Here is a 22,460-nt window from a genome sequence, read left to right on the forward strand (position 1 = left end):
CCGCCGAACCAACTTTTGACATGCGTAATCGTGCATGGAAAAGTGGAGCAGCAACTGGAAATCGTTTCCAATAGCGTGGAGGTGCCACATGACCACCGCCACCGACCATGCTGCCCTCCTCGAACGCGCCGGTGAGCTCTTGCGCGCGCTGGCCGCCCCGGTGCGCATTGCGATCGTTCTGGAGCTGCGTGAATCGCAGCGCTGCGTGCACGAGCTCGTCGACGCCCTGGACGTCCCGCAGCCTCTGGTCAGCCAGCACCTGCGGATCCTGAAGGCCGCGGGGGTGGTGGCCGGCGAACGATCGGGGCGCGAGGTGATGTACCGGCTGGTCGACGAGCACCTGGCAGAGATCATCGTCGCCGCCCTCGACCATGCCGGCGAGGAGCACTCGTGACCGGAGCTGAGACGCGTCCGCGCGCCGGTGCGGGCGGAGTGCGCGCCACCCGTCAGCGGGCGGCGATCATCGCGCTTCTCGACACCGTCAATGAGTTCCGCTCGGCGCAGGAGCTGCACGACGAGCTGCGCCGCCGCGGCGAGAACATCGGTCTGACAACGGTGTACCGGACGCTGCAGTCACTGTCGTCGGCCGATCTGGTGGACATGGTCCGTACCGACACCGGGGAGTCGGTCTATCGGCGCTGCGCCGGGGACGACCACCATCACCATCTGGTGTGCCGCAGTTGCGGTGCGGCGGTGGAGGTCAGCGGCCGCGAAGTCGAAGCCTGGGCCGCGGAAGTGGCGCAACAGCATGGGTTTTCGGATGTGAGTCACACGATCGAGCTGTTCGGCACCTGCGGGCAGTGCCGGGGCTGACGGGCTCACCTCATCCGGCCTATAGGGTCGGTGCCCGCCCCTGCGCGACAATCCGCGGCGACTGCGACAGGCTTTCGCCAAAATTGAAGTCCCGCAGAGAAAGTTCGAGTAACCCGCTGCGTGGCGTCAATCTCACGACCGGGCTTGTCGCTCAGAGGCGGGCACCGGTCCTAGTCAACGACCGCGCGGCGGGCATCGGCCCCACCGGCCAGCACCATCAGCACCAGCGTCTGCATCGCCCGGTCGGCCAGGCCATCACCGGGGAAGTTGTACCGCAGCATCACGTCGCCCTTCTTGCCGGACTCGACCAACGTCACGGTCCCGAGCATCGTCGACTGCGCTTGTGCGGCAACACGTTTGCGTAAGCCGGCGTTCAGCGGCAAATCCCAGGCCAGCACCTGGGTCACCGACACCATCTCGATGTCTTCGGCGATGGTGACCGTCCGCAGCGAGGCGAACGTCCCTTCGTAGCGCACCGTGAGCGCACCATCGGGTTCCACCTCGACGGGCAGCACCGCGATCAACGCGTCGGCCAGGCGTGCGTTCAGATCCATCGGTCAGGCCCGGCCGAAACGCCGGTTGCGTTCGGCGTACTCCTCGCACGCCGCCCACAGGTCGCGCCGGTCGTAATCGGGCCACAGCTTGTCCTGGAACACGTACTCGGCATACGCGGCCTGCCACAGCATGAAGTTGCTCGCCCGCTGCTCCCCCGATGTCCTGATGAACAGGTCGACGTCGGGAATGTCGGGCCGGTGCAGGTGCTCGGCGAGCATGGCCTCGTTCACCCGTTCCGGGTCCACCCGGCCGGCCACCGCGTCGCGGGCGATTTGCTTTGCCGCTTCGGCGATTTCGGCCCGGCCGCCATAGTTCACGCAGTAGTTCACCGTGATGACGTTGTTGCCGACGGTCATGTTTTCGGCGATGTCGAATTCCTTGATCACGCTGCGCCACATCCGCGCCCGCGACCCCACCCAGCGCATGTTGACGCCCATGGCATCCAAATTTTCCCGCCGCCGGCGCACCACCTCGCGGTTAAAGCCCATCAGGAACCGGACCTCTTCGGTACTGCGCCGCCAATTCTCGGTGGAGAACGCATAGACCGACAGGTGCTGAATACCGATCTCGATGGCGCCGCAGGTGATGTCGATCAGCACCGCCTCGCCCATCTTGTGGCCTTCGGTGCGGTTCAACCCGCGCTGCGTGGCCCAACGTCCGTTGCCGTCCATCACGACAGCGACGTGCTTGGGCATCTGGTCGGCCGGGATGGCCGGCGGCACCGCCTTGGAGGTGTGCTGGGGTGGCCGGCGCGGGCCGCCGTCCGGCGCGGCCGGCAGCTCGGGAAACACGACCGGCCACACGGAGGTGTCCGGGAACACCGGGTAGTCGTCGGGCGCCGGGGGCAGTTGCGGAAAGGTCTCTTTCCGCCTGCGCTCAGCCCCCCGCCACGAGCTGGTCACCCGGTTCATCGCCATGGGCCTCATCCTGCCTGAACATCTCCTCACCGTGATTAGCGGCCCGCCGGTAGACCCGCTCCACCAGCGGCAAGGTGCGCAACTGGCGTTCCAGATGCCACTGCAGATGCGCGGCCACCAACCCGCTGGCGTGGCTGCGGTGCGACGGCGTCGAGGCCTCCGCGAGCTCCCAGTCGCCGTCGTGCAGCGCCGACATCAGATCCAGCACTGCCTGCGGCGGCGTGGTCGAACCGGATGGACGGCAATGCATGCAGACGCTGCCACCAGCGGCGATGTGGAACGCGCGGTGCGGGCCCGGCGCCGCGCAGCGGGCACACTCGGTCAGCGACGGCGCCCAGCCGGCGATCCCCATGGCCCGCAGCAGGTAGGCGTCCAAGACCAGCTCGCGGCTGCGCGTGCCGTCGGCCACCGCGCGCAACGCCCCGACCGTGAGCCGGTGCAGAGCCGGCGCCGGGGCGCGTTCCTCGCCGGCCAGCCGCTCGGCGGTCTCCAGGACCGCGCAGGCACTGGTGTAGCGGCCGTAGTCACTGACGATGTCGGTGGCGAACGCGTCGATCGACACCACCTGGGTGACGATGTCCAGGTTGCGACCTGGGTGCAGCTGGACGTCGATGTGAGCGAACGGCTCCAGCCGGGAACCGAATTTGCTGCGGGTCCGGCGCACACCCTTGGCAACCGCGCGGACCAGACCGTGGTCGCGGGTCAGCAGGGTGACAATGCGGTCGGCTTCACCGAGCTTGTGCTGGCGCAGCACGACCGCCCGATCCCGATACAGCCGCATTCGACAAGTTTCCCACCGCAATGCGACATAAGCGCGGACGCGCGCCGTTAGTCTCGACGTCGCCATGACAGCTCACGGGAGTTTGGGCAGCCCACCGCGGTTTCCGACCATCGGCGAGCAGCTCTATCAGTTGGCCAGCGGCACGGTTACGTCCGCCGAACTGGTCCGCCGGTCGCTGCGTGCGATCACCGCGAGCCAGTCCACCCTCAACGCCTTCCGGGTGGTGCTCACCGAGTCGGCGCTCGCCGAGGCCGCCGACGCCGATCGCCGTCGTGCCGCCGGGGAGCAGGCACCACTGCTGGGCGTTCCCATCGCGGTCAAAGACGACGTCGACATCGCGGGTGTACCGACCTTCTTTGGCACCGGTGGACGGGTCAGCCCGGCGACCGAGGACTCCGAGGTGGTCCGCCGACTGCGCGAAGCGGGTGCGGTGATCGTCGGCAAGACGAACTGCTGCGAGCTCGGTCAGTGGCCGTTCACCAGCGGCCCGGCCTTCGGCCACACCCGTAATCCGTGGTCGCGCAAGCACACTCCGGGCGGCTCGTCGGGCGGCAGCGCCGCCGCGGTCGCGGCCGGACTGGTCGCCGGGGCGATCGGCTCCGACGGCGCGGGCAGCGTCCGGGTGCCCGCCGCGTGGACCCACCTCGTCGGGATCAAGCCGCAGCGTGGCCGCATTTCGACCTGGCCGGTGCGCGACCCGTTCAATGGCATCACCGTCAACGGCGTGCTGGCGCGCACGGTGGCTGACGCTGCGCTCCTCCTCGACGCCGTCTCCGGCAACCACGAGGACGACCTGTTCAAGCCGCCCCCGGTACGGATGTCGGACTCCGTCGGCGCCGCCCCCGGGCCGTTGAGGATCGCGCTGTCCACGCGGTTTCCGTTCACCTTCTTCAGCGCCAAGCTGCATCCGGAGATCCGCGTCGCGCTGAGCGGGGTCGCCGAGCAACTCGGCATGCTCGGCCACACCGTGATGGAAGGAAACCCCAACTACGGCCTACGGCTGCCGCTGACGTTCCTGCCCCGCTCCACCGCCGGGCTGCTGGAGTGGGCCGACCGCCTCGGCGACGACGTCGTCTTCGATCCCCGCACCGAGTCGAACATGCGGATGGGCCGGCTGCTGTCGGGGGCAATGCTGCGCCGCGCCCGGGCCAGCGAGCCGAGACTGCACCGCCGCGTCGGGGAGATCTTCCGCTCCGTCGATGTGGTGCTGGCGCCGACGACCGCACAGCCGCCTCCACCGGCCCGCAGATTCGACGAACTGGGGCCGATCGGCACCGACCGCGCGATGATCGCGGCCTGCCCGGTCACGTTCCCGTGGAATCTGTTGGGCTGGCCGTCGATCAGCGTCCCGGCCGGTTTCACCTCCGACGGTCTGCCGATCGGCGTGCAGCTGATGGGCCCGGCCAACAGCGAACCGCTGCTGATCTCACTGGCCGCCGAGCTGGAGGCCATCAACGGCTGGGCCAACAAGCAGCCCGAGATCTGGTGGAACACGCCGGTGCCGACCGACTCCATATGAACGTCGTTGTGCTGCAATCTATTCAGTCAAGTAGCGCTGCAGCGTAGGACCGATCCAGTCGACGACCTCTTGACCTGTCATGGCCGCGAGCGGCGGGAACGCCAGCACGTACCGGCACAGCGCCATTCCGAGCACCTGCGACGCTGCCAATCCAGCCCGCACCGGCGTATCGGGCGTGTCCCCGGTCGCCTTGGCCACCACCGGGCCTAGTTGTGTCGCAAAGATCGTCCGCATCCGTTCCGCCACAGCCTCATTGGTGACGCCCACACGAAGCAGGATGAGCAGTGCTTCATCGCGTTCCCAGCGCTCGACGAAGTGAGCCGCAAGGGCGGCCCCAAGCCCGGCCACGGGCACATCGGTGAGATCGGGAAGCTCGAGGTCGAATTCTGCGGCCGCCCCGAACAGCGCCTCTTTGTTACCGAAATAGCGCATCACCATCGACGGATCGATGCCGGCGTCTGCGGCGATACCCCGGATCGTGGCCCTGTCGTAGCCGTCGGCGGCGAAGCGCTCGCGGGCCGCCGCGAGGATCACCGCCTTCGTTTCGGTCGCGGAGCGTCTCATGCCAACGATTGTAGGCCAACGCGCGTTGACATCGTGGCGCACCGGCGATAACGTTTTGTCAACGGCCGTTGGCCAACAGATGTTGACAAGGAGGCATCATGCAGATTTCCCAAACTGACGTGCTCGTCGTCGGTGCTGGACCGGCCGGACTGACCGCCGCCATCGTGCTGTCCCAATACGGCCGCCAGGTGACCGTGGTGGACAGCCAAGCCGAGGGTGCGAACACCTCCCGCGCCGCAGTGGTTCACCCGCACACGTTGGAGTTACTCGAACCGTATGGCGTCACCGATAAGTTGGTGCAGCGCGGCGTGCACACCCCGACGTTCGCCATTCGCGACCGGGACACCCTGCTGATCACCGTGCCGTTCGACCAACTACCCACCCGCTTTCCGTACACGCTGATGATTTCGCAGGCCGAAACCGAGGCCTTTCTGCTGCAGCGCCTCGAAGAATTGGGCGCGAAGGTGCTCCGGCCGAGGACCGTCACCGGGATTCGGCAGGACCGGAACGGCGCCGAGGTCAGCTTCGCCGACGGGCATCGCATCCGCGCGCGCTACGTCATCGGCGCCGACGGTATGAACAGCACAGTGCGGGAGCAGGCCGGCATCGCCTTCGTCGGCGGCACCTACGACGAGTCCTTCACCCTCGCGGATGTGCGGCTCTCCGGCGGGGTCCCCGCCAACGAGGTAACCCTGTACTTCTCCCCCGCAGGTCTGGTCGTCGTGGCCCCGCTGCCCGATGGGCGGTACCGCATAGTCGCCACCGTCGACGAGGCGCCGCAGCATCCCGATCTCGGGTTCGTCCAGCACTTGTTGGACGAACGTGGACCGAAGGCACACCCGGCCGTGGTTGAGGAGGTGGTGTGGGGTTCTCGCTTCCGGGTGCATCACCGTATCGCTGAGTCCTTCCGCGACCGCGCCATTGTGCTGGCCGGGGACGCGGGCCATGTGCACTCGCCCGCGGGCGGTCAGGGGATGAATTTGGGGATCGAGGACGCCGTCCTGCTTGGCGAATGCCTGTCGCGCGTGCTCGCTGGAGAATCCGACAGCTTGCTCGACGACTATGCGCTCAGCCGGCGCCGTAGCGCCGAACGCGTCGTCGCGCTGGCAGGCCGGCTGACGGAGTTGGCCATCGCTTCTCCGCGACGCAGGCCGATCCGGAATGTGGTGATGCGGCTCGCCGGGAAAGTGCCCATGGTGCGGCGCGCGCTGGCGATGCAGCTGTCAGGTCTGGACCGGCGCCGGGATGCCTGACGCCTAACCGCTAAAACCCAAGGCGGCCAAGCTGTTTGGGATCGCGCTGCCAATTCTTGGCGATCTTGACGCGCAGATCGAGATACACCTTGGTGCCGAGCAGCTTCTCGATCTGCGTGCGGGCCACCGTCCCCACCTCTTTCAGGCGGGCGCCCCCCTTGCCGATGACGATGCCCTTCTGGCTGTCCCGCTCGACATACAACACGGCGTGCACGTCGATCAAGGGATCATCGGCCGGGCGCCCGGTCCGTTCCTCGACCTCCTCGATCACCACCGCCAGCGAGTGCGGCAACTCGTCGCGCACACCTTCAAGCGCGGCCTCGCGGATGAGCTCGGCCATCAGTACTTCTTCGGGTTCATCGGTGAGCTCACCGTCGGGGTAGAACGCCGGGCCGGGCGGCAACTGGGCCGCCAGCAGGTCGATGAGGACGTCGACCTGGTCCCCTCGTGTCGCCGACACCGGGACGATCTCGGCTGCGGTGTCACCAACGAGCTGGTGAACCGCGATCAGCTGTGCGGCGACCCGATCCTTGGCCACCTTGTCGATCTTGGTGACAATGACGACGAGCGTGGTGCGAGGCGCGACGTCCCGAATCTGTTCGTAGATCCACCGGTCGCCGGGCCCGATGTTCTCGTCGGCGGGGATGCACAGCCCGATGACGTCGACTTCGGAGTAGGTGTCACGGACCAGGTCGTTGAGCCGCTTGCCCAGCAGGGTGCGCGGGCGGTGCAGTCCCGGGGTGTCGACCAGGACGATCTGGAAGTCGGGCCGGTGCACGATGCCGCGGATGGTGTGCCGGGTGGTCTGCGGCTGGTCGGCGGTGATCGCCACCTTGGCGCCCACCAGGGCGTTGGTCAGCGTGGACTTCCCGGTGTTGGGCCGGCCGACCAGACAGACGAAGCCGGAACGGAATTCGCTCATCTCAGCGCCCCGCAGCGATCGGTGATGATGATCGCCGCGTCCGGAGACAGTTCCTTCACCGCTGCCAGACCGCCGTCATCGGCTGATCCGCCGACCAGCACGGCTGCCTCGAAACCCGTTGCCCCACTGGAGACTGCGGCGGCGACCGCGGCTTGCAGGCCGGTCAGTCGCAATGCCGACAGGGCGACCGGGGCGCCGGCGTAGGTGCGGCCGTCGAGGTCGCGTACCGCGGCACCCTCGGAAGTTTCAGCGCGCCCCATCGCGCCACGCGCGAGCACCACCAGCTTGGCGTCTTCGTCCTCGAGCGCGTCACTCATCCTCGTCGCTTCCTTCCCGCTCGGTCCGGCTGACCAGCACCGTGCCGATACGGAGCCGGCCTCGGTGGTCCCGGCCACCCTCGGCCTGCAGCCGTAGCCCGTGGGAGACGACCTCGGCCCCGGGCAGCGGCACCCTGCCGAGTTCGAGGGCCAGAAGACCGCCAACGGTGTCGACGTCGAGGTCCTCCTCGAATTCGACGTTGTACAGCTCGCCGACGTCCTCGATCGGCAATCGGGCCGAGACCCGAAACTTGTTGTCGTCCAATTCCTCGACGGGCGCCACCTCGCGGGTGTCGTACTCGTCGGCGATCTCGCCGACGATCTCTTCGAGGACGTCCTCGATGGTGACCAGGCCCGCGATAGCGCCGTACTCGTCGACCAGCAAAGCCATGTGGTTGCGGTCGCGCTGCATCTCGCGCAGCAGCTCATCGAGCGGTTTGGAGTCCGGAACGAACACCGCGGGGCGCATGATGTCGGCCACCTTGGTGCCGCGGCCGCTGTCGGCCGAGTAATAGGTCCGCTGGACAAGGTCTTTGAGGTAAACCACGCCCACGACGTCGTCGACATTCTCCCCGATCACCGGGATCCGCGAGTAGCCACTGCGCACCGCCAGAGACGTCGCCTGGCTGGCCGACTTGTCGTTCTCGATCCACACCATTTCGGTGCGCGGGACCATCACCTCACGCGCCGGGGTGTCACCGAGTTCGAAGACCGATTGGATCATCCGGCGTTCGTCGTCGGCCACCACACCGCGCTGCTGCGCCAGATCGACCACCTCACGCAGCTCGATCTCGGAGGCGAACGGTCCGTTGCGGAAGCCCCGGCCCGGAGTGAGCGCGTTGCCGATCACGATGAGCAACCTGCTGATCGGAGTGAGGAGCACCGAAATGGCTTGCAGCGGAACCGCCGACGCCAATGCGATCACGTAGGCGTTCTGCCTGCCGATGGTCCGCGGTCCCACGCCCATGGCGACGAAGCTCGCGACCGTCATGATCGCCGCCGCGACGACCAGCCCCCATTTCAGGCCGAGGTCATCCCACAGGAAGGCGACCAGCAGCACGGTCGCGGCGGCCTCGCACGCAATACGCAGCAGGACAACGAGATTGATGTAGCGTGGGCGCTCGGCCATGACCCTGGCCAATCGCAGCGCACCGGGCCGCTCGTCGCGCACCAATTCCTCGACCCGGGCCACCGACACCGTGCTGATCGCTGCGTCGATCGCGGCGAACAGACCGCCCAGCCCAACCAGCGCGATGGCGCCGAGCAGCGCACTCCATCCGGTCACGGTTGGTCGAAATACCGTGACTTGTCGAGCAGTCGCCGGTCCTTCTCGTTCTGCCGATCCTGGTGATACGCCTCGACCTGCTCGGCCACCCACTCCTCGAGGAGCTTGCGCTGCAGGTCGAACATTTCCTTTTCCTCGGCCGGCTCGGCGTGGTCGTACCCCAGCAGGTGCAGCACGCCGTGCACGGTGAGCAGCGCCAGCTCCTGACCGAGGCTGTGCCCGGCGGAGGCCGCCTGGTCGGCGGCGAACTGCGGGCACAGCACGATGTCACCGAGCATCGACGGCCCCGGCTCGGGCGCGTCCGGGCGTCCGCCGGGCTCGAGCTCGTCCATCGGGAAGCTCATCACGTCGGTGGGGCCGGGCAGGTCCATCCACCGCATGTGCAGATCGGCCATCGCGTTGGTGTCCAGCAACACCATCGACAGCTCGGCGGCCGGGTTGACGTCCATACGACGGATCACAAAACGCGCGACGCTGATCAGTTCCTCTTCGGAAACGTCGAGGCCGGATTCGTTGGAAACCTCGATAGTCATCTGACCCCTACCGCCGCGTCGAGCGGCGCTGGGAGCGATTCATCAGCGCGGGCTGCTCGGCCTTGGCGTACGCATCGACGATCTCCGACACCAGGCGGTGGCGCACCACGTCGGCGCTGGTGAGTTCGGCGAAGTGGATGTCATCGATGCCGTCGAGAACATCCATCGCCGCCCGCAGGCCGGACTTGGCGCCGCCGGGCAGGTCGACCTGGGTGATGTCGCCGGTGACGACGATCTTGGACCCGAACCCGAGGCGGGTGAGGAACATCTTCATCTGCTCGGCGGTGGTGTTCTGCGCCTCGTCGAGGATGATGAACGCGTCGTTGAGCGAGCGGCCACGCATGAAGGCCAGCGGCGCAACTTCGATCACACCCGTGCTCAACAGGTTCGGGATGGCGGCTGGATCCATCATGTCGTGCAGCGCGTCGTACAGCGGCCGCAGGTAAGGGTCGATCTTCTCGGTCAGCGTGCCGGGCAGAAACCCAAGGCGCTCACCGGCTTCCACCGCGGGACGGGTCAGGATGATCCGGGTGACCTGCTTGGTCTGCAGCGCATTGACCGCCTTGGCCATGGCCAGGTAGGTCTTGCCGGTGCCGGCCGGCCCGATGCCGAACACGATGGTGTGGGCGTCGATCGCGTCGACGTAGCGCTTCTGGTTGAGCGTCTTGGGCCGAATCGTCTTGCCGCGCCGCGACAAGATGTCGAGCGTCAGCACCTCGGCCGGTGACTCGTTGTCGGCTCCGGCGATCATCCCGACGCTGCGTCGCACCGCATCCGGGGACAGGGTCTGCCCGCCGGCGACGATCGCGATGAGTTCGGAGATCACCCGCTCGGCCATGGCGACATCGCCCGCCTCGCCGGACAGGGTGATGGTGTTTCCTCGGACATGGACGTCGGCCGACAGGCTGCGTTCGAGCGCGCGCAGGTTTTCGTCAGCGGAACCCAGCAGGCCAACGACGAGGTCGGGCGGAACAGTCATGCTGCTGCGCACCTGGCTGTCATCAGGGCGAGCAGCGGTCGTCTCGCGGGGCGTCACGTGGTCTTCGAAGCCTGCTTCCTGGGTTCCGGTTGGGTCGAAACACCAGTTTACCGTCCGAACGGCGCGCCTCCCACTGGTTAACCCACACTCTGAGTGAACGCCTGATGGGTCAGCGCCGAGTTCATGAAGTCCCGGAAGTGCAGCCACTTGCCGTCGCGCAGCGTGATGATGTGGGCGAATTCCGACTCCCAGGTGCGCCCGGTCGCGGGCCGGCGAAACGTCTGATGCCCCCAGACCGCCAGGTTGTCGCCGTCGCCGATGAACAGCCACGGCTCCATCGCCACGATCTCGACGTGCGCGCCCACGGTGCTGAAGAACTCTGTTGCCGCCTCGATGCCGTGGTAATCCCCGGCGTAGGGAATGGCGTCGCTGCCGTAGTAAGTGATGCGGACTTCGGGATCCATGTGGCTCAGCGCCGTCATCAGATCACCGGCCGGTACCGCCGCATAGATGGCCCGGGTGGCGGCGATGTTCGTGGCTTCGCTCATCGGATCAGCTGCAACGGAAGGCGGACGAAGCCGTGCGTGAGCAGGCTGGCAGTCTGCCGCTCGGCGGGTTCCTCGGACAGGCCGATCACGCAGTAGCGGTCCAGCACTGCGTTGACGACCGCCAACACCTCGAGCCGCGCCAGCGGTGCACCCAGGCAGAAGTGCAGGCCGTGACCGAAGGCCAGATGCTGGCGGATGTTGGCCCGGTCCAGGTCCAGGCGTTCGGGATCGTCGAAGACGGCCGGGTCGTGGTTGGCCGATCCGAAGAACAGGGCCACCCACTCCCCCTTCTTGATCCGGGCGCCATCGATCTCGACGTCGCGGGTCGCGATGCGGAACAACCGTTGTGGCCCGGTGAGCCGCGCCACCTCCTCGATGAAGGTGCTCACCAATGAGCGGTCGGCCCGCAGCCGGGCCGTCACCGCAGGCTCTCGCGCCATCGCGTGCAGGACGCTGCCGATCAGGTAGGTCGTCGTCTCACTGCCGGCCACCACCAGCGTCACGCACAGCCGCACGATCTGCTCCGGAGTGAGACGCTGCCCGTCGAGTTCGGCCCGCAGCAGTGCCGAGATCAAGTCCTCGGCGTCCTCGACGTCCTGCGAATCATCAAGGCGGGCACTGTGTTCGGTCACCCTTTCGGTGAACGCGGCCACCATGTCGGCGTTGCTCGCCATCCGCTCATCGGGTGTCATCGTCGACGACAGCATGAAGGCATTGGCCCAGTTCTTGAATCGGACGTGGTCACCGTCGCGCAGGCCCAACAGCCGGACCATTGCGCGGGTGGGCACCTCGTCGGCGAACTTCATGACGTCGGGGTCGCCGCCGCCGGTGCGGGCATCGAAATCGGCGAGCAGGGCCGGCACCAGTTCGGTGAGCCAGTTCTCGAGACGGCGGATGCGCCGCGGTGAGAATGCCTGACTGACCAGTTTGCGTTCGCCGGTGTGCGCGGGCGGGTCGGTGTTGACCAGCATCAGGCTCGGGGCCGACGACGCCTCCTGGATGGGGTCGCGGGAGGAGAACGTCTCGCCGTCGCGAGCGGCCGCGAGCACCTGGTCATGGCGGAACAACGCCCAGGCGGTGACCGGCTCGTCGGCGCCGGGCACGGTGCCGGGCGGCCAGTCCTGGTAACCCGCGACCGGCGAAGAGCCCCGCAGTTGCTCGAAGAGCGGATAGGGATTCGCGATCCCCTCCGGGGTGGTGAGCAGGTGCAGCGCAGAGGCGGTCGTCGAGGTCATGCGAACAGCCTCAATGCTTCTGCAGGCCTGGTCGATCTCCCGATGGAGGTCACTTGCGCCCCCTACGGAGCGGTTTTGCCCCCACGGCCACGATCGCGGTGAGACCATCGCCTCACTGTGACCACCTCCATCGACTCTTTGCCCGTGACCGCGCTGATCGACGGCAATCACCCTGGCTGGGCATCCAAAGCCCAACCAGTCAGTGCGGTATCCCGCCGCTACGACGAGGCCTGCCGGCTGGGTATCGTCGAACCTGCCGACGACCCGGTCCGGGCCGTCGCGGACACCGTCGACGCGCAGGCCACCCTGGTACGCGAGGCGCTCGAAGCGCTCGGCGACGAACAAGCGCTTGCCGCTCTGGAAGCCGTACTCGACTTGTCCCTACTGGAACGCCAGCTGATCGAGGACAGCGCGCGGCGCCGCACCCTGGCGCTGCTGCGGGTGCAGGAAGGCTTATCCAAGCTGCGCGGCATCGACGAGATCGCCAAGATCGTCGACCGCGCCCCGCGCGAACTGGTCGAGTCGTGCGGCTTCGACCGCGCGGTGCTGTTCCGGGTGCACCAGGGCAAAATGGTGATGGAGTCGGCGTACTTCGGCGACGACGTCGAGGGCGCCGAGAAGATGGTCGCCTTCGCCCAGTCCGTCGCCCCGCCGCTGGACCACATGCTCCTCGAAACGCAGATGATCCGCAGGCACGCACCGGAAATCGTGCGCGACGCCCGCAACGATCCGCGCGTCAACCGCCCGATCATCGACTTCTCGCTGACCCACTCCTACGTCGCGGCGCCCGTCATGCCGACCGGACGGGTGATCGGATTCCTGCACGCGGACCGGCTGTACTCCGGGCGCACCGTCGACGAAATCGACCGCGACACCGTGTGGGCATTCGCCGAGGGATTCGGCTACGCCTTCGAGCGGACCGTGCTGATGGAGCGGATGCGCCGCCAGCACGCTGACGTGCGCAACGCGCTGGCCACCGCCGAGCAAGCCGCCCAAGCCCTCCAGGACGCCGACCTGGAACTGCGCAAAGTCGAACCTGCCGAGCGCAGCACGGCCAGCCGCCGGCTGGCGGAGGTTGAATCGCGGGTGCACGAGATGCTGACCCGCCGCGAAGCCGAGGTGTTGCGGCTGATGGCCGACGGGCGCACCAACCAGCAGATCGCCGACGAACTGGTGATCACCCCCGGCACGGTGAAATCCCATGTGAAACGGGTACTTCGCAAGCTGCACGCGAGCAACCGCGCCGAGGCGGCGTCGATCTACGCGCGCTTGGCAGCCCGGCCCGATCCGGCCTGACTCAGCTGCTCGACCACCGCTCGGTGAGGACGCCGAGCGCACCAAGCGCCACCGCGGCGGCGGTTGTGGTGCGCAGCACCGTGGGGCCGAGCCGGACGGCCGTCGCACCTGCATCGGCGAGTCGGGCGAGTTCGGTGTCGCTGATCCCGCCTTCGGGGCCCACGATCAACATGATCGAATCCGCTTGCGCCACCGGCAGTTCCGCGAGTGGACGGTCAGCTGACTCGTGCAGCGCGAGGATCAGTCCACCGGCAGCCGCCCGCTCGGCGACCTCGCCCGCCAGAGCCGCTGTCGTCATCGGTCCGTCGATGTCCGGGATGTAGGCGCGCCGCGACTGCCGGGCCGCCGAACGGGCGACGGCACGCCAACGGCGCAGGCCCTTCTCCGCGCGCTCACCGTCCCAGCGCGCCACGCACCGGTCGGCCTGCCAGGCAATGAAGTCGTCGGCGCCGGCCTCGGTGGCCAATTCGATCGCCAGCTCAGAACGCTCGGATTTCGGAATGCCCTGCGCGATCGTCACCGGCGGATGCGGGCGCGTAGCCGTCCACCGCTGCAGCACCTGAGCCGAGAACCCGCGCTTGGTGGTCTCGTCGACCTCGCAGCGGGCCAGGGTGCCCGCGCCGTCGGAAAGGACCAGTCGCTCCCCGGGCCGGATGCGCCGGACCGTGGCGGCGTGGAAACCCTCGTCGCCGTCGACGACAGCACACTGACCGACCGCCGGGATGGCGTCGGCGTAGAACAGCGTGTCGGCCAACGCCTAACGGCCGCTGAATGTCTCGCGCAGCCGGCTGAACAGTCCGCCGGCATTGCCGGCCACGGCGTGCGTGGATTTGACCTCGGGTTCGGCGTGGCTGCGGGCTTTGAACTCGCCGAGCAGTTCCTTGGCACGCGCATCGAGCTTGCCGGGCACCGTGACCTCGATGTGCGCGTGCAGGTCACCCCGCACACCCGAACGCAGATGCGGCATGCCGTGCCCGCGCAACGTCGTCACCGAGCCGGGTTGGGTCCCCGGCGGGATGGTGATCTCGGTCAGTCCGTCGAGGATGCCGTCGACGGTGACCGAGGTGCCGAGCGCGGCGTCGACCATCGGCACCGACACGGTGCAGTGCAGGTCGTCGCCATCGCGGACGAAGACGTCGTGTTGCTGCTCGTGAACCTCGACATAGAGGTCGCCTGCCGGACCGCCGCCCGGGCCGACCTCGCCCTGCGCAGCCAGCCGGACCCGCATGCCGTCACCGACCCCGGCCGGGATCTTCACGCTGATCTCGCGGCGGGCACGCACCCGTCCGTCACCGGCGCACCGGTGGCACGGGTCGGGGATGACCTCTCCGACACCGCGGCAGGTCGGACACGGTCGCGACGTCATGACCTGCCCCAGCAGGGAACGCTGCACCGACTGCACCTCGCCGCGCCCGCCGCAGGTGTCGCAGGCCACCGGGCTGGAGTTGCCGTGGGTTCCCTTGCCCTGGCACACATCACAGAGCACTGCGGTGTCGACGGTGACCTGCTTGGTGACTCCGGTCGCGCACTCCGCCAGGTCCAGCCGCATCCGCAGCAGTGAATCCGAGCCGGGCCGCACCCGGCCGATCGGACCGCGCGATCCGCCGCCACCGCCGAAGAACGCCTCGAACACGTCACCCAGACCGCCGAAGCCGCTGAATCCGTTGGCGGCCGACGCGGCGCCTTCCAACGGGTCGCCGCCCAGGTCGACGATCCGCCGCTTCTCCGGATCGGACAGCACCTCGTACGCGGCGCTGATCTCCTTGAACTTGTGCTGCGCTTCCTCGTCCGGATTGACGTCGGGATGGTATTCGCGGGCCAGCTTTCGATAGGCGCGCTTGATCTCCTGATCACTGGCGCCCTTGCTCACCCCGAGCAAGCCGTAGTAGTCCCGTGCCACTCTTGACCTTTCGAATTCCCCGGCGGCTAGCCGGCTCGGTGTCCTAGGACATCGCCGATATACATCGCAACCGCCGCGACATTGGCGATAGTTCCCGGATAGTCCATTCTGGTGGGTCCCAAAACACCCATTCCGCCGTACACGGTGCCCGAGCTGCCGTAGGTCGTGCTGATCACCGACGTTCCGGCCATCTGTTCAGCCTCGGTTTCCTGGCCGATACGTACCGTGACCTTACCCGCTTCCTGGGACGCGGCCAGCAGCCGAAGCACCACCACCTGTTCCTCGAGGGCCTCCAGGATCGAGCGCAGCGACCCGCCGAAGTCGGCGGTGTTGCGGGTCAGGTTGGCGGTGCCACCCATCAGGAGACGTTCCTCGTTGTGCTCGACCAACGACTCCAGCAGCACGGTCGCCGAGCGGCCGACCGCATCGCCCAATCCGCCCGACCCATCAAGTCGCGCGGCCAGGTCAGCCACCGCGACCGAGGCCGCCGCCAGGCGTTTGCCTTCCAGCGCCTGGCCGAGCAACTCCCGCAACTGGGACAGCTGATGCTCGTCGATGGTGTCGCCCAGCTCGACGATGCGCTGGTCGACCCGGCCGGAATCGGTGATCACCACCATCAGCAACCGGGCCGGCGTCAGGGCCACGATCTCGAGATGCCGCACCGTGGAGGTCGACAGCGTCGGGTACTGGACGATCGCCACCTGACGGGTCAGCTGCGCGAGCAGCTTCACCGCACGTCGGAGCACGTCATCGAGGTCGACACCCGACTCCAGGAACTCCAGGATCGCCCGGCGCTCGGAACCCGACAGGGGCTTGACCTCGTCGATGCGGTCGACGAACTCGCGATAGCCCTTCTCGGTGGGCACCCGCCCGGAGCTCGTGTGGGGCTGGGTGATGTATCCCTCGGCCTCGAGAACCGCCATGTCGTTGCGCACGGTGGCGCTGGAAACGCCCAGGTTGTGGCGGTCGACGAGGGCCTTGGATCCGATCGGCTCCTTGGTCGCAACAAAGTCGGCGACGATGGCGCGGAGCACCTCGAAACGACGGTCGTCAGCACTTCCCATCCGGTACACCTCCAATTCGTCTCCATTTTACGGACATAATCAGCACAATTAGCACCCACGCACCCCGAGTGCCACCGCGCGGGTGCGCGCAGGCGCACGGATGTTCGCCCAGCGCTGACGTTCCGGCGACCAGCGACTAGCCTTGCTCGAATGGTGATGCGGGTTCGGGCGGGTGGCGCCGGGACGACGGCCCGATGATCTTCAAAGGCGTTCGGGACGGCAAGCCATATCCCGAGCACAACCTGTCCTACCGCGACTGGTCGCAGATTCCGCCACGACAGATCCGCCTCGACGAGTTGGTCACCACGACCACGGTCCTGGCGCTGGACCGCCTGCTGTCCGAAGATTCCACCTTCTACGGAGATCTGTTCCCGCACGCAGTCCGCTGGCGGGGCGTGATCTACCTCGAGGACGGCCTGCACCGGGCGGTGCGAGCCGCCCTGCGCAATCGCACGGTCCTGCACGCACGGGTCTACGACATGGACGGCAGCGAGGCCGACCAGTTCTCGGCCAGCTGACCGGCCGCCGGCAGCCGCACCCTGAATTGCGTTCTGCCCGGACCTGATTGCGCGCTGACGGTCCCGCCGTGCGCCTCGACGATCGACAACACGATCGCCAACCCGAGGCCGCTGCAACCCAGGTCTCGCGACCGCGACTTGTCGGCTCGGACGAACCGGCCGAACAGATTCGGCATGATCTCCTCGGGGATGCCGGGCCCGTCGTCACTGACGACCAGTTCTACTTGCCCGTCGCGGCCCGTGGTGAGCGACGTACTGACGGTGACTCCGGCGGGGGTGTGCACCCGGGCGTTGCCGAGCAGGTTCGCCAACAGCTGGTGCAGCCGGGCCCGGTCACCGCGAACCCAGATCGCGCGCTCGGGCAGGTCGAGCATGAAGTGGTGATCGGGCGCGGTCACCGCGGCGTCGTTGACCGCATCGGCGACCACATCGCACAGATCGAGGTCCTCGAGCTCGAGGTCGCCGCCCTCGTCGAGCCGCGACAGCAGCAGCAGATCGGCCACCAGCGAGGTCATCCGCCGTGACTCCGCCTCGATCCGGGCCAACGCGTATTCGGTGGTCGGCGGCAGCACCTCGCTGTCCTGGCGGGTCAGTTCCGCATACCCGAGGATCGCCGCCAGCGGGGTGCGCAGCTCGTGGCTGGCGTCGGTGAGGAACTGGCGGGTCCGGCGGTCGGACGCGGCAATCTCGCCCAGCGCGGAGTCGACGTTGGCCAGCAGCCGGTTGAGGGTGTGGCCGACGACGCCGATCTCGCTGCGGCGGTCGGTGTCGGCCGGGCTGACGCGGGCGGTGATCCGGTAGTCAGTGGCATCGAGCGGCAGCGCGGCGACCTGTCCGGCGACATCGGCAACGCGCCGCAGCGGCCGCAAGGCGTAATTCACCACGATCATCGTCCCGATCGCGGTCACCGCGACGGCGAGGATCACCAGCACCGCCACGGTCAGGCCCTTGCCGGCGACGGTCTTGTTCGCCAGATCCAGAGACACTGCCGACACCAGCCGTTCGCCGCCGGGGAAATCCCGGTGCCCCACCCGATGCGAACCCATGCTGGCGAGGTCGACGGTCTGCGGGTCGCCCTTGCGCCAGTCGATCGTCTCCAACGCCCGCAGGACGTCCGACGGGGCGGGGACGGGTTCACCGTCGGTGAATGCACTGCCGTACACCGCGCGGTCGTCGCGCAGCATCGCGATCACGGTGCCCGGCCCCTGGCCAGGGAACTCATTCAGGTCGCTATGGCCACCGTCTGCGGCAGGTTGTTCGATCTCCCCGTACCGCTTGGCCTTTGCGTACGAATAGCTAAAGGCGGCAAGCGAATTGGACACCTGACTGTTGGCAAGGCTGACCGCCTCGTCGCGCAGGCTCATCACCGCAACCGCGCCGATGCCGATCATCGCGATGCTGCTGATCGCCGATACCCAGATCACCAAGCGCCGACGCAGCGAGCGCGGATGCCACCGCCTCGTGTCGTTGGTCTGCCTCACCGCTCTGGCCGCAGCATGTAGCCGACGCCGCGCACCGTGTGGATCATCGGTTCACGTCCGGCGTCGACCTTGCGGCGCAGATAGGAGATGTAGAGGTCGACGATGCTGGACCGGCCGCCGAAGCCGTAGTTCCATACCCGGTCCAGGATCTCGGCGCGGGTCACCGCGCGGCGCGGGTTGCGCATCAGATAGCGCAGTAACTCGAACTCGGTGGTGGTCAACGAAATCGGTTCGTCACCGCGGGTGACCTCACGGCTCGGACCGTCGAGCACCAGATCCCCCACCTTCAGCACCTCGTCCTCGGGTGCGGTGGTGGCCTTCGAACGCCGCAGCAGGCCGCGCAACCGGGCTACCAACTCCTCGAGGCTGAACGGCTTGGTCAGGTAGTCGTCGGCACCCGCGGTCAGCCCGGTCACCCGGTCCATCACCGAGTCGCGGGCCGTCAGGAACAGCGTCGGCGTGTACCCGTCTGCCTCTCGGGTCATCTTGAGGATCTGCAGTCCGTCGGTGTCGGGCAGCATGATGTCCAGCACCAGCAGGTCCGGCTCGAAGTCCCGGAACTTCGTCAACGCGTCGCGGCCGTCACCGGCTGTTTCCACTTCCCAGCCCTCATAGTGGAGGGCCATCTTGACCAGATTCGTGAGCGCAGGCTCATCGTCGACGAGCAGCACGCGGATGGGCGAGCCGTCTGCTCGGGAGATGCGCGGAAGCTGACCGAGGATGGCCTGACGGGGGCGGAGTGGACGGGAGGAAGACGGTGCGACCGGTATAGCCATACTTCGATTCTGGTGAAAACACACGAATCTGTCATGGACCCCATATCTGTTTCATATTTTGGCCGGTCGTAGCACTTACGCAGACGTCGACGAATTGCGTTCGGAGCCATGGCTTTCCGCGATTCGCTGTTAGGCGCGACACATTTTCGTCACGACTCGACGACGCTGGGTGCGGGTAGATATGGATCCGATATGGATTCCTTGAAGGCGGCCTGACACCACACCTACTGTCGCGCTTGTGAATTCGTGCCGCATCGGCGGCCCGATCCGTGAATCGACTGTCAATCACACGATCTCGCATATGCAGACAGGAGTCTGGCCTTGCAGCGTTCAACCGCGCCAATCGAGGGTTCTGACGACCCGGGCAGGATGTCCAGGATCCTGCGCTACGACCTACCGGCGTCGCTGGTGGTCTTCCTGGTGGCCCTGCCACTGTCTTTGGGCATCGCCATCGCCTCCGACGCACCGGTGCTGGCGGGCCTGATCGCGGCGATCGTCGGCGGTGTGGTCGCCGGCGCCCTGGGCGGATCGCCGCTGCAGGTCAGCGGTCCCGCCGCCGGCCTGACCGTGATCGTCGCGGGCCTGGTGGCTGAATTCGGCTGGGCGGTGACCTGCGCAATCACGGTCTGCGCGGGCATCCTGCAGGTACTGCTGGGCGTCAGCCGGGTGGGGCGCGCGGCGCTGGCGATCTCGCCGATGGTCGTGCACGCCATGCTGGCCGGCATCGGCGTCACGATCGCGCTCCAGCAGGTCCACGTCCTGCTGGGCGGCAGCTCCGAGAGCTCGGCCTGGCGCAATATCACCGAACTTCCCGGCCAGCTGCTCGCCGCCGATCACGCCGGATTGGCCGTCGGGCTGCTGGTGATCGCAATACTGGTGACCTGGCGCTGGGTGCCAACACCGATTCGCAAGGTGCCCGGCCCGCTGGTCGCGATCGTCGTCGCCAGCGCAGTGTCGCTGCTCTTCGCGATGACTGTGCCCCGCATTCAGCTCAACGGTTCCCTGCTCGATGCGCTGCAACCGCCCGGCCTCCCGGACGGCAACTGGGGTGCGTTCGCGACGGGCGTAATCACCGTCGCGCTCATCGCCAGCGTCGAGAGCTTGCTCACCGCGGTCGCGGTGGATCGCATGCAGGACGGCCCGCGGTCGAACCTGAACCGCGAACTGGTGGGCCAGGGCGCCGCCAACGTCGTATCGGGTGCGGTCGGCGGCCTACCGATCACGGGTGTGATCGTGCGCAGTTCGGCCAACGTCACCGCCGGTGCAAAGACCCGCGCCTCGGCGATCCTGCACGGCGTGTGGGTTCTGGTCTTCGCGCTGCCGTTCGCCGGCCTGGCCCAGCAGATCCCGACGGCGGCACTGGCCGGGCTGCTGATCGTCATCGGGATCCAGCTGGTCAAGCTCAGCCACATCAAGACGGCTCGGCGGACCGGCGATATAGCGGTGTACCTGGTGACGATTACCGGAGTGGTCTTCCTCAACCTCCTCGAGGGCGTTCTGCTGGGGTTGGCCCTGGCGATCGCGTTGACCGTGTGGCGGGTGGCGCGCGCGAGGATCCATGCCGCGCCGGCCGATGACGACGCGGGCAACGATGACTGGCGGGTCGCGGTGGAAGGGTCGGCCACGTTCCTGTCCCTTCCCCAGCTGCACAAGACGCTGGCGTCGGTACCTCCCGGCGTGCGGGTAACGCTGGAGATCTCCGTCGACTTCATCGACCACGCCGCACACCAGGTCATCGAGGACTGGCAGCGGCAGCATGAGGCTTCCGGCGGAAGCGTGCTGGTGCAGGAGGTCGGCTCGGTCGAACTTCGCAGTGCGCTTGACGGGCCGCCGCAGCGCGCCTTTTCCCTGATCGACAAGCGGCTCGGAATGGTGCCGTGGAGTTCCTGGCAGGACCCGCACACGACCAACGGCCGGGAACGGCACGACACCCCACCAAAGTCGGTTCTCGACGGCCTGGAGGTCTACCACCGCAGGACCGCCCCCCAAATACGTTCCCACATGCAAAAATTGGCTCACGCCCACCAAGCCGAGACGCTGTTCATCACCTGCACCGACGCCCGGATCGTGCCCCATGCGATCACCACCAGCGGGCCCGGCGACCTGTTCACGGTGCGCAACGTCGGCAACCTGGTGCCGGCCGAACAGCTCGATCAATCGGTGGAAGCGGCGATTGCGTATGCGGTCGGCAGGCTGAAGGTGTCCTCGATCGTTGTGTGCGGCCATTCCGCCTGCGGCGCAATGCATGCCGCACTGCGGGAGCAGGGAGTCGCGGGCGATGGGCTGCCCGGAGAGGAACATCTGCGATCGTGGCTGAAGTACGCCCAGCCGGCTCTGGATGCCTTCGATGAAGGCCGGCATCCCATCGCGCAGTCGGCCGCCGAGCAGGGCTTCGACATCGCGGACCAGCTGAGCATGGTCAGCGTGGCGGTCGGAGTAGACACTCTGGTGCGGCACCCGTTGATCCTTGACCAGCACCAGCAAGGCCGACTCAAGGTCGTCGGATTGTTCTACGACATCGCCAGTGCCAAAGTGCTGCACGTCGAGCCGACGGCTGCCGCAGCATTGCAGACCAACGGGTTCACTGTCCGATAATCGAGTCCGATTGGCATTCAATAGATTTGATGTTGACATGAAAACAGTGACCAGCTCCGAATCGCCGCATAGAGTGAAGTTATCGGGCAGATCACCGAAACCTACACTCCCGCAACGGTTTCTCTCCCGACACAGGAAAGGACGATCAATGACGATCAAACTCCGCCAACTCGCCCCGCTCGTCGCCGCCGGCGCCGCAGCGCTGGCCGTCAGCCTCGCGCCGAGCGCCGGCGCGACGCCCAACCCGGTCGACTGCCTGGACAAGGGCGGTGCGACCATGTGCCAGAAGAACGGGCACGCGCGGATTCACGCCACACCTCCTGCCACGTCACCACAGCAGTCGTTCGGGTTCAACGGAATCCCGATGTGGGTGCTTGGCTAACCGGCAGGTCCGCAGGCAAGGTCGCGGGAAGCGCCTACCCCCCAAGGCTCCCCGCGGCCTTGCCGTATCCGCACCAGCTGGTCGCCGGCACAGATTGATTCAACTGATTTCACCGAGAGCACCCAACGGCGACCACGGCCCGGTTACTCTGCGTCTCGGCAGTGCCCTTCGATATCCCAACGACCGGCAACCGGAGCCCGCAATTGGCAACCTCGATCTTCCACGAC

At 67.3% G+C, this 22,460-nt stretch carries 24 protein-coding genes; 8 read left to right on the forward strand and 16 right to left on the reverse strand.

Annotation, left to right across the window (positions count from 1 at the left end):
• The first annotated feature begins 88 nt into the window (after positions 1-88).
• Positions 89-394 carry a helix-turn-helix transcriptional regulator gene (locus tag AB431_RS19805; protein WP_047331364.1) on the forward strand — a complete coding sequence of 102 codons (306 nt, stop codon included), beginning with the start codon at positions 89-91 and terminating at the stop codon, positions 392-394.
• Entirely contained in the window at positions 391-813 is a 423-nt protein-coding gene (locus tag AB431_RS19810) for a Fur family transcriptional regulator (RefSeq protein ID WP_047331365.1), read from the forward strand. The genes AB431_RS19805 and AB431_RS19810 overlap by 4 nt, the downstream gene beginning before the upstream one ends.
• A 170-nt stretch (positions 814-983) precedes the next feature.
• Here AB431_RS19810 and AB431_RS19815 read toward each other — a convergent pair whose 3' ends face one another.
• From AB431_RS19815 to recO, 3 genes are read right to left on the reverse strand one after another with little or no spacing between them, the layout of a single operon-like run.
• Positions 984-1,367: a hypothetical protein gene (locus AB431_RS19815; protein ID WP_047331366.1), complete on the reverse strand. Its 384-nt coding sequence runs from the start codon at positions 1,365-1,367 to the stop codon at positions 984-986.
• Positions 1,368-1,370: 3 nt separating this feature from the next.
• A complete protein-coding gene (locus AB431_RS19820) occupies positions 1,371-2,279 on the reverse strand; it encodes a decaprenyl diphosphate synthase (protein WP_047333618.1) in 909 nt (302 codons plus the stop codon).
• Positions 2,245-3,066 (reverse strand): DNA repair protein RecO, encoded by an 822-nt coding sequence (gene recO / locus AB431_RS19825; protein ID WP_047331367.1) that lies wholly within the window; start codon positions 3,064-3,066, stop codon positions 2,245-2,247. The genes AB431_RS19820 and recO overlap by 35 nt, the downstream gene beginning before the upstream one ends.
• Positions 3,067-3,130: 64 nt before the next feature.
• Between recO and AB431_RS19830 the strand changes: the two genes are divergently transcribed.
• Positions 3,131-4,585, forward strand: a complete 1,455-nt coding sequence (locus tag AB431_RS19830) for an amidase (protein WP_047331368.1) — start codon at positions 3,131-3,133, stop codon at positions 4,583-4,585.
• An 18-nt stretch (positions 4,586-4,603) separates the two neighbouring features.
• On the opposite strand, the gene AB431_RS19835 is transcribed toward AB431_RS19830, so the two are convergent.
• Positions 4,604-5,149 carry a TetR/AcrR family transcriptional regulator gene (locus AB431_RS19835; RefSeq protein WP_047331369.1) on the reverse strand — a complete coding sequence of 182 codons (546 nt, stop codon included), beginning with the start codon at positions 5,147-5,149 and terminating at the stop codon, positions 4,604-4,606.
• Positions 5,150-5,247: 98 nt separating this feature from the next.
• On the opposite strand from AB431_RS19835, the gene AB431_RS19840 reads away from it, so the two are divergent.
• A complete protein-coding gene (locus AB431_RS19840) occupies positions 5,248-6,402 on the forward strand; it encodes an NAD(P)/FAD-dependent oxidoreductase (protein WP_047331370.1) in 1,155 nt (384 codons plus the stop codon).
• 10 nt (positions 6,403-6,412) lie between these two features.
• On the opposite strand, the gene era is transcribed toward AB431_RS19840, so the two are convergent.
• From era to AB431_RS19875, 7 genes are all read right to left on the reverse strand, one after another.
• The gene (gene era, locus AB431_RS19845) at positions 6,413-7,324 is read right to left on the reverse strand and encodes a GTPase Era (RefSeq protein WP_047331371.1); all 912 of its coding nucleotides are present in this window, start codon (positions 7,322-7,324) and stop codon (positions 6,413-6,415) included.
• On the reverse strand, positions 7,321-7,641 hold the full coding sequence (locus tag AB431_RS19850) for a hypothetical protein (protein WP_047331372.1): 321 nt from the start codon (positions 7,639-7,641) through the stop codon (positions 7,321-7,323). Before AB431_RS19850 ends, era begins: the two co-directional genes overlap by 4 nt.
• Positions 7,634-8,926: a hemolysin family protein gene (locus tag AB431_RS19855; protein ID WP_047331373.1), complete on the reverse strand. Its 1,293-nt coding sequence runs from the start codon at positions 8,924-8,926 to the stop codon at positions 7,634-7,636. The genes AB431_RS19850 and AB431_RS19855 overlap by 8 nt, the downstream gene beginning before the upstream one ends.
• Entirely contained in the window at positions 8,923-9,459 is a 537-nt protein-coding gene (gene ybeY / locus AB431_RS19860; RefSeq protein WP_047331374.1) for an rRNA maturation RNase YbeY, read from the reverse strand. The genes AB431_RS19855 and ybeY overlap by 4 nt, the downstream gene beginning before the upstream one ends.
• 7 nt (positions 9,460-9,466) lie before the next feature.
• On the reverse strand, positions 9,467-10,495 hold the full coding sequence (locus tag AB431_RS19865) for a PhoH family protein (protein WP_047331375.1): 1,029 nt from the start codon (positions 10,493-10,495) through the stop codon (positions 9,467-9,469).
• Positions 10,496-10,575: 80 nt separating this feature from the next.
• Positions 10,576-10,986 carry a nuclear transport factor 2 family protein gene (locus AB431_RS19870; RefSeq protein ID WP_047331376.1) on the reverse strand — a complete coding sequence of 137 codons (411 nt, stop codon included), beginning with the start codon at positions 10,984-10,986 and terminating at the stop codon, positions 10,576-10,578.
• The gene (locus AB431_RS19875; RefSeq protein WP_047331377.1) at positions 10,983-12,221 is read right to left on the reverse strand and encodes a cytochrome P450; all 1,239 of its coding nucleotides are present in this window, start codon (positions 12,219-12,221) and stop codon (positions 10,983-10,985) included. The genes AB431_RS19870 and AB431_RS19875 overlap by 4 nt, the downstream gene beginning before the upstream one ends.
• A 144-nt stretch (positions 12,222-12,365) precedes the next feature.
• On the opposite strand from AB431_RS19875, the gene AB431_RS19880 reads away from it, so the two are divergent.
• On the forward strand, positions 12,366-13,517 hold the full coding sequence (locus AB431_RS19880) for a LuxR C-terminal-related transcriptional regulator (protein WP_235435709.1): 1,152 nt from the start codon (positions 12,366-12,368) through the stop codon (positions 13,515-13,517).
• 1 nt (position 13,518) lies between these two features.
• Here the strand turns inward: AB431_RS19880 and AB431_RS19885 are convergent, their stop codons facing one another.
• The 3 genes from AB431_RS19885 to hrcA are packed head-to-tail and all read right to left on the reverse strand — an operon-like array spanning position 13,519 to position 16,481.
• A complete protein-coding gene (locus AB431_RS19885) occupies positions 13,519-14,271 on the reverse strand; it encodes a 16S rRNA (uracil(1498)-N(3))-methyltransferase (protein ID WP_047331379.1) in 753 nt (250 codons plus the stop codon).
• 3 nt (positions 14,272-14,274) lie between these two features.
• Positions 14,275-15,417, reverse strand: a complete 1,143-nt coding sequence (gene dnaJ, locus AB431_RS19890) for a molecular chaperone DnaJ (RefSeq protein ID WP_047331380.1) — start codon at positions 15,415-15,417, stop codon at positions 14,275-14,277.
• A 26-nt stretch (positions 15,418-15,443) separates the two neighbouring features.
• Positions 15,444-16,481 (reverse strand): heat-inducible transcriptional repressor HrcA, encoded by a 1,038-nt coding sequence (gene hrcA / locus AB431_RS19895; protein WP_047331381.1) that lies wholly within the window; start codon positions 16,479-16,481, stop codon positions 15,444-15,446.
• 194 nt (positions 16,482-16,675) lie between these two features.
• Between hrcA and AB431_RS19900 the strand changes: the two genes are divergently transcribed.
• Complete coding sequence (locus AB431_RS19900) at positions 16,676-16,999, forward strand: type II toxin-antitoxin system VapB family antitoxin (RefSeq protein ID WP_047331382.1); 324 nt, start codon at positions 16,676-16,678, stop codon at positions 16,997-16,999.
• Here AB431_RS19900 and AB431_RS19905 read toward each other — a convergent pair.
• Both AB431_RS19905 and AB431_RS19910 read right to left on the reverse strand, forming a co-directional pair.
• Positions 16,954-18,480, reverse strand: coding sequence for a cell wall metabolism sensor histidine kinase WalK (locus AB431_RS19905; protein ID WP_047331383.1), 1,527 nt, complete (start codon positions 18,478-18,480; stop codon positions 16,954-16,956). The two genes, AB431_RS19900 and AB431_RS19905, sit on opposite strands and share 46 nt — an antisense overlap.
• The gene (locus AB431_RS19910; protein WP_047331384.1) at positions 18,477-19,256 is read right to left on the reverse strand and encodes a response regulator transcription factor; all 780 of its coding nucleotides are present in this window, start codon (positions 19,254-19,256) and stop codon (positions 18,477-18,479) included. The genes AB431_RS19905 and AB431_RS19910 overlap by 4 nt, the downstream gene beginning before the upstream one ends.
• Before the next feature lie 369 nt (positions 19,257-19,625).
• Here AB431_RS19910 and AB431_RS19915 point away from each other — a divergent pair, with 369 nt between their 5' ends.
• Together AB431_RS19915 and AB431_RS19920 are read left to right on the forward strand one after the other, a co-directional pair.
• On the forward strand, positions 19,626-21,851 hold the full coding sequence (locus AB431_RS19915) for a bifunctional SulP family inorganic anion transporter/carbonic anhydrase (RefSeq protein WP_082135750.1): 2,226 nt from the start codon (positions 19,626-19,628) through the stop codon (positions 21,849-21,851).
• 148 nt (positions 21,852-21,999) lie between these two features.
• Positions 22,000-22,233 (forward strand): hypothetical protein, encoded by a 234-nt coding sequence (locus tag AB431_RS19920; protein ID WP_047331385.1) that lies wholly within the window; start codon positions 22,000-22,002, stop codon positions 22,231-22,233.
• Positions 22,234-22,460 lie beyond the last annotated feature (227 nt).

Source organism: Mycobacterium sp. EPa45 (genome assembly GCF_001021385.1).
Taxonomy (GTDB): Bacteria; Actinomycetota; Actinomycetes; order Mycobacteriales; family Mycobacteriaceae; genus Mycobacterium.